The following is an 11821-nucleotide window of genomic DNA, read 5'->3' as shown; positions in this document are numbered from 1 at the left end:
AGCAGATTTTGTTCTGAATTTTTATTTTAATAATAAATTTTTTAAATTATTAAAATAAAAAGTAAATTTAATGTATAAATTTTTTTAATATGTAACTATATGGAAAAATATTAGGTGGTATGGTATTATATTAATTAAAATTCATTAGGGGGAATAAAGTTTGGCGATTATAGATAAAGTTAATGGTAAAAAAATTTATATAGTGGATACAACTTTAAGAGATGGAGAACAAACAGCTGGGGTAGTATTTGCTAATAATGAAAAATTAACTATTGCTCAAATGTTAAGTGATTTAGGGGTAAATCAACTTGAAGTGGGTATACCTGCTATGGGAGGAGATGAAAAAAAATCTATTAAAGCAATATGTAAAAAAAAATTAAAAAGTAGTATTATGGCATGGAATAGAGCAGTTATTTCAGATATTGAACATTCTATGGATTGTGAAGTTGATGCAGTAGCAATTTCTATTTCTGTATCAGATATTCATATACAGCATAAGTTAAAAACTTCTAGAGAATGGGTTATAGAGAATATGATTAAAACAGTAGAATTTGCTAAAAAGAATAAACTATATGTATCAGTTAATGGAGAAGATTCATCAAGAGCAGATATAGAGTTTTTAATAACTTTTATTGAAGCTGCTAAAAAAGCTGGTGCTGATAGGTTTAGATATTGTGATACTGTAGGAATAATGAATCCTTTTAATATTAAAAGTAATATAAATACACTTATTGAAAAAACAAAATTTCCTATAGAAATGCATACACATAATGATTTTGGCATGGCTACATCTAATGCTATAGCTGGTGTTATAGGAGGAGCAGATTATATAGGAGTAACAGTAAATGGATTAGGAGAACGAGCTGGAAATGCAGCTTTAGAAGAAGTATTAATGGGGTTAAAGTATGTGCATGGGTATGAATTGAATGTGGATACAAAAATGTTTAGAGAAGTATCTGAATATGTGTCTAAAGCTTCAGGGAGAGAGTTGCCAGCTTGGAAGGCTATCGTTGGAAGTAATATGTTTAAACATGAATCTGGAATACATGCAGATGGGGCTATAAAAAATCCAGAAAATTATGAAGCATTTAATCCTAAAGAAGTTGGACTAGAAAGACAAATAGTTATTGGAAAACATTCAGGAAAGGCTGCTTTAGTAAATAAATTTAAAGAATATAGTATTGAGTTAAATGAAAATATGTCTAATAAAATGTTACAAAAAGTAAGAGAATTATCAGTAATGTTAAAAAGAAGTCTTTTCGATAAAGAATTAGTTCAAATATATAATGATTTATTAGAGGAGCAATAAATAAAAAGGGGGCAATAATTTTGGGGGGAAATTTAGTTTATAAAATTTTAAAAGAACATCTAGTAGAAGGAGAGCTTAAACTAGGAGCTTCTATAGGAATAAAAATAGATCAAACATTAACACAAGATTCTACTGGAACTATGACATATCTTCAATTAGAAGCTATGGGGATAGAAAAAGTAAAGACTAAAAGAAGTATAGCATTTATAGATCATAATATGATACAACAAGGATTTGAAAATGCAGACGATCACAAGTATATACAAACAGTAGCGGATAAATATGGTGTATATTTTTCTAAACCAGGTAATGGTATATGTCATCAAATATTTTTAGAAAGATTCTCCTGTCCGGCAGAAACTTTAATAGGAGCTGACAGTCATACTCCAACAGCTGGTGCAGTAGGAATGATTGCTATAGGAGCTGGTGGATTAGATGTAGCGTTAGCCATGTCAGGTAGTGCTTATTATATTAAAGTTCCAAAAGTTTGTAAAATTAATTTAGTAGGAAGACTTAATAAGATGGTATCTGCTAAGGATATTATTTTAGAAGTTTTAAGAAGAAAGACAGTAAAAGGTGGTATTGAAACTATATTTGAATATGGAGGTGAAGGAATAAAATACTTATCAGTTCCTCAAAGAGCAACTATAACAAATATGGGAGCTGAACTTGGAGCTACAACATCTATATTTCCAAGTGATGAAAATACATTAAACTTTTTAAAAAGCCAAGACAGAATTAGTGATTGGAAAGAATTAAAAAGTGATGATGATGCTATCTATGATGAAGAAATCACTATAAATTTAACAGAATTAGTATCTTTAGTTGCTAAACCACATAGTCCTGATAATGTGGAATCGGTTAAAAACCTTGAAGGTATGAAAATAGATCAAGTGGCAATAGGAAGTTGCACAAATTCTTCTTATGAAGATTTAATGAAAGTAGCAAAAATATTAAAAGGAAAAAAAGTTTATAAAGATGTTAGTTTAGTAATAGCACCAGGATCAAAACAGGTTATGGAAATGATAGCTAGAAATGGAGCCTTAGCAGACATAATAAGTGCAGGTGCAAGAGTATTAGAAAATTCTTGTGGTCCATGTATAGGTATGGGACAATCACCGAAAACAGATGGCGTATCTTTAAGGACTTTTAATAGAAATTTTTATGGAAGAAGTGGTACTTTATCTGCTAAGATTTATTTAGTTAGTCCAGAAGTAGCAGCAATTAGTGCAATTAATGGATATTTAACTAATCCAACAGATTATAATGTAGATTTTTCGGATATTAAAGTTTCAAAATTTATTGTAGATGATAGTATGATAATTTCTCCTTCAACTGATAGAAAAGAAGTTCAAGTTAAAAGAGGACCTAATATTAAACCATTCCCGGTTAATACTAAATTATTTAAAAATTTAAAAGGAAGTATTATTTTGAAGGTTGAAGATAATATAACAACTGATCATATAATACCATCAAATTCAAAATTATTACCTTTTAGAAGTAATATACCATATCTTTCAGAGTATTGTTTTAATACAGTAGATAAAGAGTTTCCCAAAAGAGCAAAAGAACAACTTGGAGGGTTTATAGTTGGCGGAGATAATTATGGACAAGGTTCCAGTAGAGAACATGCAGCTTTAGTACCACTATATTTAGGTATTAAAGGTGTAATAGCTAAATCATTTGCTAGAATACACAAAGCTAATTTAATAAATAGTGGAATAATACCTATGACTTTTGAAAATGAAGAAGATTATAAAAAGATATGCTTGTTAGACAAAATATATATAGATAATATTTTAGAAAATTTACATGAAAAATTTTTTTGTGTGAGTAATTTAACTCAAAGCACTAATTTTAAGGTTAAAGTAGAACTAACCAATAAAGAAATAGAAATATTAAAAGCTGGAGGAAAATTAAATTATACTAAGTTACAGGGTGGTGAGAATAATGAATAAAATAACTTTAATTCCTGGAGATGGTATAGGTCCAGAAATTACTAAAGCTATGAAAAAAGTAGTTGAGGCTACTGGAATTAATATAGAATGGGAAGAAGTTGAAGCTGGTGAATCTCAAATAGATAAATTTGGAACACCACTTCCTAATCATGTTATAGATTGTATAAAAAAAAATAAAATTGCTATAAAAGGTCCAATAACCACACCTATAGGAAAGGGGTTTAAAAGTGTTAATGTAACTTTAAGACAAGAGTTAAACTTGTATGTAAATTTAAGACCTATTAAAAGTTTTAAAGGCATTAATTCTAAGTATGATGATATAGATTTAGTTATTGTAAGGGAAAATACTGAAGATTTATATACTGGAATAGAACATAAAATAGGTGATTATGGTGCTGAAAGTATTAAGTTAATAACTAAGCCAGCCTGTGAAAGAATATGTGAATTTGCTTTAAATTATGCACAAAATAATAGTAGAAAAAAAGTTACTGCTGTTCATAAAGCTAATATTATGAAATTATCTGATGGATTATTTTTAGATATTTTTAAAAATATATCAAAGCAATATAATTTAGAAGCTAATGATTTAATAGTAGATGCAGCAGCTATGAATTTAGTTTTAAATCCAGAAAAGTATGAAGTTATGGTTATGCCTAATTTGTATGGAGATATATTATCAGATTTATGTGCTGGATTAGTTGGTGGATTGGGTATAATACCAGGTGCTAATATAGGAAAAGAATATGCTGTTTTTGAGGCAGTACATGGTAGCGCACCACAGATAGCTGGTAAAAACAAGGCAAACCCAACTGCATTAATTCAATCAGCAATAATGATGTTAAGATATTTGAAAAAAGAGCACTATGCTTTAAAAATAGAAAAAGCTTTAGAGAAAGTATTTTTAAATGGAGAAAAGTTAACTGAAGACTTAGGTGGAAATGCATCTACTACTGAATTTGTAGAAGAAGTATGTAAATATATATAATTGAAAGAAAATGGAGTTAATAAAATTTTATTAACTCCATTTTCTTTTATTAATAAAAGAAGGATTCATATTCGTTACTGTAAAAGTTCCTTTTTTTTATATATTGATATTGATAGGAAAATAGAAGCAATAAAAATGATAATAATCATAGTAAAGGTTAATGCTATTAAAAATGAAATATTATTTAATAAATTTTGTATAGTACTAGTTTTTATAATAATTTCAGAAACTGATGAAGCTAAGATAGAACTACTAATAGCTATAAATATAAATATATATCTAATATTAGCAAAGCCCCATTTTAATACTGTAGGAACTATTATTGATATGTATAATAATCCTATAACTAAGCATGAACCAATAAAGGTTAATATATGGGAAGAAGACAATGAAATTTTAGCTAAACTCATAGATATAATAAATAAAACAAGAGCATATATCAAAGAAAAAATCATTTCAATTAATAAGGTAATATATTTAGATAAAATATAGTCACTCTTATTTATGGGTAAAGTAGCTATTAAATAGTCTGTATTACTAAATTCTTCGTAGTAAGCAGGCGTACAAAATAAAGAATATAGCATCATTGAGAAGGATATTATAGCAAAATTAGGTGAAGAAATACTAGCAATGATGAAAGCAACTGCTACAAATAAAATATGTTTTTTACTTAATAAAACAGTAGTAAAATTTCTTTTTACTAAATTAATAATATTATTCATTGTTATTCCTCCTAATATAATACATCATAATATTTTCTAAAGAAGGTTTTTCATAAATAACTTCTTGTCCAAATAATTCAAAAGCTTGATTTTTATTTGCACATAATCCTTCAAAACCAAAAGCATTAGTTTTTATTGAAACAAAACATTTTTTAGTTTCTTTATCAATAAGTTCATTTTTACCTTTTATTAATGTGTGATTAATCATAAGAAGTTCTTTTTCTTCATTTAAGATAATTTTTCCATTATGAATAAAAATTATATAATCACAAGTTTTTTCTAAATCAGAAGTTATATGTGAAGAATAGAAAATAGTTATTTCATCATTTTGCATATAATCCAATAATATATCTAAAAAATCATTTCTAATTATAGGATCAAGGTTAGCTGTAGGTTCATCCATTATAAGTAATTTAGGATGATGACTAAGAGCCATAGTAAGTTCAAATTGCTTTTTCTTACCATGAGATAATTCCATATATTTTTTATTCTCATCTATAGAAAATTTTTTTATATATTTTCTATAAAAATTTTCATCCCAATTTTTAAAGAAAGGTGCAATATTTTTTTTTATTAATTTAATAGGTGATTCTTTTAAATAACCACATAAATCTCCAACATATCCTATAGATTCTTTAATTTCAATATTATTTTGTGTTAAATTTTTATTGAATATTTCAATTGATCCTACATCAGGGGTTAGCATTCCCATTAAAAGTTTTATAGTAGTAGTTTTTCCAGCACCATTTTCACCAATAAATCCTGTTATAAATCCTTTTTTTATGTTTAAGTTTTCTATATCTAAAGTAAATTTACCTAAAGTTTTTTTAAGATTTTTCACTTTAATAGCATTCATTTTTATACCTCCTCATATAAATTTTTTAATATTTCTAAGCATTCTTCTAATGATAAATCTAAGCATTTTGCTGTTTTTATGATTTCTTCTAGCTTATTTTCTAAATCATAAATAAGTATTTCTTTAAGTCTTTCTTTATTTTGCAATGCAACAAAGGTTCCTTTACCTGGTACTGTTGCAATAAATCCTTCTTTTTCCAATTCTTCATAAGCTCTTTTACTGGTTATTATGCTAACCTTTAATTCTTTAGCTAAAGTTCTTATAGATGGAAGTATATCTCCATCCTTTAATTTATTGTTTAATATTTGAGTTTTTATTTGTTCTTTTATTTGTTCATATAGAGCTATAGAAGATGTGTTTGAAATAATTAAATCCATAAGTTTAGGGTTAAACAATATTTTTGAAAATTATTGTTTTTCCTGGTCACATCCTTTCAATTTTTAAATGTATATATTGTATATACTGTATATATATAGAATATACAGTAATGAAAGTGAAGTCAATAGCTTAATGGAAAAATTAACAAAAAAGTATAATTTGAGTATTGACTTTAATATAATTTTATAAGAAAATAAAAGCAACTAAGAAAAGTGGTTGGGCGGCTTGACTACCCAAATGCTTTTCTTTTTTTGTTCGGATTTTTTAAAATTGGCTATCCTATGTGTTTTGAAAATTTAGCCATTTTTCATAGGGTATGAGTTATTGTTTAAGCAATAAAGGCAGGTATATTTGGCTAAAGCTTATAAAATTAAGGGGGATTTATAGTGAAAAAAATTTTAAAAGATAAAATATTTTTATCAACTATGTTTGCTTTAGCATTACCTATTACTGTTCAAAGTTTTATAACATCATCATTAAATTTAATTGATAATGTTATGGTAGGTAGATTAGGTGAAGCACCTATAGCTTCTGTTGGGTTAGCAAATCAGTATATTTTTATTTTTACTTTATGTATTATGGGAATAAATGCTGGAGCAAGTATATTTATGGCTCAGTTTTGGGGCAAGAAAGATGTTAAAAATATTAAAACATTTTTAGGTGTTAATATTACTATAGGATTAATTGCTTCTATATTGTTTGGATTAGGAGCGGCATTTTTTTCAGAAGAAATAATGATGATTTTATCGCAAGATTCAGAGGTTATTACTTTAGGTTCATCATATCTTAAAATTGTTTCTATAAGTTGTTTAGTTATGAGTTTTACTCAAGCATATTCATCTGCTTTAAGAAGTACTGAACAAGTAAAATTGCCTATGTATGCTAGTTTAATAGGTGTTTTAACAAATGCTTTTTTAAATTGGGTATTTATATTTGGTAATTTAGGAGCACCTATTATGGGTGTTAGTGGAGCTGCATTAGCAACAACAATAGCTCGTTTTATAGAAATGATTTTTATTATTAGTGTAATATATATAACTAATAATAAAGTAGCAGCTAAATTAAAAGATATGTTTACCTTTAATTTTAATACTATAAAAGTGTATTTTAAAACATCTTGGTCAGTTATAGCTAATGAATTAGTTTGGTCTATTGGATTAACAGCTTATTCAATAGCTTATGCACGCATTGGAACAAATGCAGTAGCTACAATGCAAATAGCAACTACTTTAAATAATTTATTTTTAGTTTTATTAGTAGGATTAGCTAGTGCAGCTACTATAATTATTGGAAATAAAATAGGAGCTAATGAGGAAGAAGTAGCAAGAGAGTATTCACATAATATTGCTAAAATGTCAATAGTTATTGGATTTTTGCTAGGTATAGTTATATGGTTAATGGCACCGTTAGTTCTTAAACCATTTAATGTTACTACTGAAACGTATACTTCTACTATAAAAGTGCTAAAAATAATGGCAGTATTTTTTACATTAAGATCTTATAATATGGTTATGATAATTGGAGTATTTAGGGGTGGTGGTGATACTACTTTTGCTATGCTTCTTCAAGGATGTACTATATGGTTTTATTCTGTACCAATTTCTTTTATAGGAGCTATTTTACTTAAATTACCTATTGAGGGAGTATTCTTTTTAATATGTACTGAAGAAATAATAAAAGCAATATTCCAAACTAGAAGATTAAAAACGGGAAAATGGCTAAAAAATGTTATAAGTGATATAGAAATTCCTAATAATTTAGAATTAGAAATGTAAATATTGTAAATCAATAAAAAGAGTAGGCTTTAGAAGTCTACTCTTTATCTATATATAGATTAATTTAGTTATGTCTTATTAAATAAATTTTAATTTATATTTAAAGAAGAATAATTTTTATATGTGCGTTTAGAAATTATATTTAAGAATTGATTTATAGATTTTAAGATTTTATATTTTGTAGTTGGATTTACTATGTTTTTACCAATTCTATCACAATAAGAAAGTAGTGCTAAATCATATATATTTGCATTATAAATCATATGGTGAACTTCTCCATATGATGATTTATTTAAAACATAAAAATGAGTCATATGATGTTTAACTAAATTTATAACATAATTATTAAAGTTATTATTAGTACTAACTTCACGTAAAATACGTCTTACCATCTCAGCGCCAACCCTATCATGATTTTTATCAACAATTTCATCATCAATTTCTAAAGTAGTTTTAGCTTTACCTATATCATGGAAAAGAGCAGCCCACATAAAAGCGGCTTTATTATTTGCTTTTTTTCTAATTTTTGCAGCTTCATCAACTACTAAAAGAGTATGAGTTAAAACGCAACCTTCTGGATGATAATTAGGATTTTGTTGTATATTTTTTAATTCATATAATATAGAAAATATTGAGTTTTTAAAGGATTCATTATTTAAAATATTTCTTAAATATATAGATGGATTAGCATCCTCTAATAAATGTTTTTCAATTTGCAAAAATAATTCTTTATCAGTCATAATTTTAATTCCCCCTAATTTAATATCTATTATAATGTTGTCCAAGTATTATTTTTTTAATCATTAAAGATAAAATTTTATAAATTTAAAATATAATAAAACAATAATATATTTGTATAATAAATTTAATAATTTCATAATATTATTATGTTATTATGTTTATGAGGTGAATTGAATGGAAAAAAATATAAGATTGGCAGGAATTGCTTATGAAAGTTTAGTAAATGGACCAGGTATGAGAAGAGTTTTTTTTTCACAAGGATGTAAACATAATTGTCTAGGATGCTTTAACAAAGATACTCATGATTTTAATTTAGGTGAAGAATTTAATATGGATAAACTTATAGAAGATATTAAAGCTAATCCTATGTTAAAAGGAGTAACTTTTAGTGGAGGAGATCCTTTAGAGCAAGCTGAAAAATTTGCGTACATGGCTAAAGAAATAAGCAGTTTAGGATTAAATATATGGTGTTATACTGGATACACCTTTGAATATATATTAGAAAATTTGCATAGGAAAAATGGGTGGAAAGAACTTTTACAAAATATAAATGTTTTAGTTGAAGGTAAATTTGAAATTAATAAAATAAAAAATGGATTAAAATATAAGGGGTCTACTAATCAAAGAATAATAGATGTTAAAGAAAGCTTAACTACTAATAAGATTATAGTGTTAAATTATTAATTATTTAATAAAAAATGTAATAATAGATATAAAGATTGTTATAATATTAATTAAGAAAGAGATATTATAATTTAGAAATTTTTTGTGTAAATTTATAGAATAAATAGAAAAAATTAAGATAAATAAGATTTTAATAATTATTATGTATAGGGGGGTGGACTTGATGTTATGTTTTAATTTAACAAAAGAATTATATAAAAAATGTAGAGTAAAATATATAAATTATGAATTAAGATATCAAGTTTTATTGGAATTTATAGGTTGTATATTAGTAATAATAATGACTAGATTATTTCTGGTGAATAATAAAAATTTTTCTGATATTTTATATATTATTACTCTTGGTGGGTGGGGAGTATTTTCTTTGTATTGTAATATAAAAAATAAAAAAATACTATTAAAGAAAATAGAAAAAGATATTAAACTTTTTGAAGAATTAAATATGTTTGGTCAATGTAGTGTAGAATTATTAAATGAAGGATTAAATGTTAAGTATAATTCTAAAACTAAAATATATCCTTGGAACATAATTAAAAATGCTTTGATTATTAATAATGATTTATATATTACTATATCTTCAGTAGAGCATATTATAATTTCACAAAAAGCTTTTAACAAAGATAAAAGTTCTAAGGATTTTATTAAAGATTTAGAAGAATATAAAAAATTTAAAACTTATTTAAGTATTATACAAAGTATATAAAGAATATTTTTTAAAAGTCATGATTTTATTAGAATATTACTAACAATCATGACTTTATTATTATAATTTAAAAAAATAAAAAGTAGTATAATATAATTATTAGTAACAATTAGAAAGTAAGAGGTGATTAAGATGTATAATGTATGGATTAAAAGAAAAACTTCAAATGAAGTAGATACTATAGTATTACCTTTATTTGAAGAAAAGTTACAAGTTGAAGATAAGGAAATTAATAAAAAATTAGCTAGATTAAAAAATAAAGATCAATTCAAAGGAAGTTTTGGAGAGATAGCTGAATTAACAAGAAATGTTAATGATGTAATTCAAGATGTAATAATTTTAGGGTTAGGTAAAGAAGAGGATGTTAATAGAGAGAAGTTAAGAAGAGCTTTTGGAAAAGTTCAAAAAACTATAGAAAAATTAAAAAGCGAAGAAATTTTTCTTGAGTTTATAAATATTAACAATATATCAGTAGAAGAGTCACTTAAAATTATTTCAGAAGGATTAAATTTATCAGCTTATAAATTTGATAAATATAAGAAAAATAAAAGTGAACAAAAAGTAATAAATATATATATTGATGGACAAGAAATAGATGATATTAAAATAAAAGACTATGAAAAAAGTTTAGATGAAACTAATAATATTGTAAAATCTATATATGATGCTAGGGATATAGTTAATGAACCAGCTAATGTTATCTATCCTGAAACTTTAGGAATAAAAGCTATAGAGTTTGGAGAAAAGTATAATTTTGAAGTTGAAATTTTTAATGACATAGAAATAGAAGCTTTAGGGATGGATGCATTTTTATCAGTAGGTAAGGGTTCGGACAATAAACCAAGATTAATTATAATGAGATATTTTGGTGATGAGGAAAATAAAGACAAAAAAATTGGGTTGGTAGGTAAAGGAATAACTTATGATGCTGGTGGATATTCAATAAAATCAACTGAAGGTATGGTTACCATGAAAGCTGATATGGGAGGTGCGGCAACAGTTATAGGAGCCATGTGTTCTATTGCAAAAAATAAATTAAAAGCAAATGTTATAGCTGTAGTTGCGGCTTGTGAAAACTTGATATCTGGTCATGCTTATAAACCAGGAGATATAATAAACTCAATGGCAGGAAAGACAATAGAAGTATTAAATACTGATGCAGAAGGAAGATTAACTCTTATAGATGCAATTACTTATATTATTAGAAATGAAAAAGTTAATGAGGTTATAGATGTAGCTACTTTAACAGGTGCAGCTGTAGTTTCTTTAGGAACAGATGTAACTGCTGTAGTAACTAATAATAATGAATTTTATAATGAATTAAAAAAAGCAACAGATATTACAGGAGAAAAAATGTGGCAAATGCCTAATTTTGATGATTATAAAAAGCTTATAGAATCTGATATAGCAGATTTGAAAAATATAGGTGGAAAATATGCTGGGGCTATAACAGCAGGATTATTTGTAGGAGAATTTGTTGAAAATAAATCTTGGTTACATTTAGATATAGCTGGTCCGGCTTATATTGATTCTTCTTGGGATTATTGTGTAAAAGGAGCAACAGGAGCTGGAATAAGAACTCTATATGAACTTATAAAAAATAGAATATAAAGTCTTTAAATAGAATATGGTAATATATTTACCATATTCTATTTTTATATAGATATGTTGATTTTTTACTTGTAATGGTATACAATAATGGTGTTATAA

At 25.7% G+C, this 11821-nt stretch carries 11 protein-coding genes; 7 read left to right on the top strand and 4 right to left on the bottom strand.

Annotation, left to right across the window (positions count from 1 at the left end; translation table 11 throughout):
• The first annotated feature begins 160 nt into the window (after positions 1-160).
• Genes nifV through GBZ86_RS00250 form a run of 3 tightly spaced genes read left to right on the top strand, consistent with a single transcriptional unit; the run spans position 161 to position 4252 of the window.
• Entirely contained in the window at positions 161-1309 is a 1149-nt protein-coding gene (nifV, locus tag GBZ86_RS00260) for a homocitrate synthase (RefSeq protein WP_152886628.1), read from the top strand.
• Between the two features lie 20 nt (positions 1310-1329).
• Positions 1330-3267 carry an aconitate hydratase gene (locus GBZ86_RS00255; RefSeq protein WP_152886626.1) on the top strand — a complete coding sequence of 646 codons (1938 nt, stop codon included), beginning with the start codon at positions 1330-1332 and terminating at the stop codon, positions 3265-3267.
• Positions 3257-4252, top strand: coding sequence for an isocitrate/isopropylmalate dehydrogenase family protein (locus tag GBZ86_RS00250; RefSeq protein ID WP_340162475.1), 996 nt, complete (start codon positions 3257-3259; stop codon positions 4250-4252). Before GBZ86_RS00255 ends, GBZ86_RS00250 begins: the two co-directional genes overlap by 11 nt.
• Before the next feature lie 74 nt (positions 4253-4326).
• Here the strand turns inward: GBZ86_RS00250 and GBZ86_RS00245 are convergent, their stop codons facing one another.
• The 3 genes from GBZ86_RS00245 to GBZ86_RS00235 are packed head-to-tail and all read right to left on the bottom strand — an operon-like array spanning position 4327 to position 6207.
• Positions 4327-4974, bottom strand: coding sequence for an ABC-2 transporter permease (locus GBZ86_RS00245; RefSeq protein ID WP_152886622.1), 648 nt, complete (start codon positions 4972-4974; stop codon positions 4327-4329).
• Positions 4967-5830: an ABC transporter ATP-binding protein gene (locus tag GBZ86_RS00240; protein ID WP_152886620.1), complete on the bottom strand. Its 864-nt coding sequence runs from the start codon at positions 5828-5830 to the stop codon at positions 4967-4969. Before GBZ86_RS00240 ends, GBZ86_RS00245 begins: the two co-directional genes overlap by 8 nt.
• Positions 5831-5832: 2 nt before the next feature.
• Positions 5833-6207 (bottom strand): GntR family transcriptional regulator, encoded by a 375-nt coding sequence (locus GBZ86_RS00235; RefSeq protein ID WP_152886618.1) that lies wholly within the window; start codon positions 6205-6207, stop codon positions 5833-5835.
• 387 nt (positions 6208-6594) lie between these two features.
• On the opposite strand from GBZ86_RS00235, the gene GBZ86_RS00230 reads away from it, so the two are divergent.
• Positions 6595-7983 carry an MATE family efflux transporter gene (locus tag GBZ86_RS00230; RefSeq protein WP_340162474.1) on the top strand — a complete coding sequence of 463 codons (1389 nt, stop codon included), beginning with the start codon at positions 6595-6597 and terminating at the stop codon, positions 7981-7983.
• 89 nt (positions 7984-8072) lie between these two features.
• On the opposite strand, the gene GBZ86_RS00225 is transcribed toward GBZ86_RS00230, so the two are convergent.
• Positions 8073-8723: an HD domain-containing protein gene (locus GBZ86_RS00225; protein WP_152886617.1), complete on the bottom strand. Its 651-nt coding sequence runs from the start codon at positions 8721-8723 to the stop codon at positions 8073-8075.
• A gap of 175 nt (positions 8724-8898) precedes the next feature.
• Here GBZ86_RS00225 and nrdG point away from each other — a divergent pair, with 175 nt between their 5' ends.
• The 3 genes from nrdG to GBZ86_RS00210 all read left to right on the top strand — a co-directional run bounded on the left by nrdG (position 8899) and on the right by GBZ86_RS00210 (position 11722).
• Positions 8899-9408 (top strand): anaerobic ribonucleoside-triphosphate reductase activating protein, encoded by a 510-nt coding sequence (gene nrdG / locus GBZ86_RS00220; RefSeq protein ID WP_152886615.1) that lies wholly within the window; start codon positions 8899-8901, stop codon positions 9406-9408.
• A 163-nt stretch (positions 9409-9571) separates the two neighbouring features.
• Positions 9572-10111 carry a hypothetical protein gene (locus tag GBZ86_RS00215; RefSeq protein WP_152886613.1) on the top strand — a complete coding sequence of 180 codons (540 nt, stop codon included), beginning with the start codon at positions 9572-9574 and terminating at the stop codon, positions 10109-10111.
• 132 nt (positions 10112-10243) lie between these two features.
• Positions 10244-11722, top strand: a complete 1479-nt coding sequence (locus GBZ86_RS00210; RefSeq protein ID WP_152886612.1) for a leucyl aminopeptidase — start codon at positions 10244-10246, stop codon at positions 11720-11722.
• Positions 11723-11821: the final 99 nt, after the last annotated feature.

The organism is Clostridium tarantellae (assembly GCF_009295725.1).
Lineage (GTDB): Bacteria > Bacillota > Clostridia > Clostridiales > Clostridiaceae > Sarcina > Sarcina tarantellae.
Note: the sequence above shows the minus strand (reverse complement) of the source record. Positions and strands in the feature narration are given on the sequence as shown.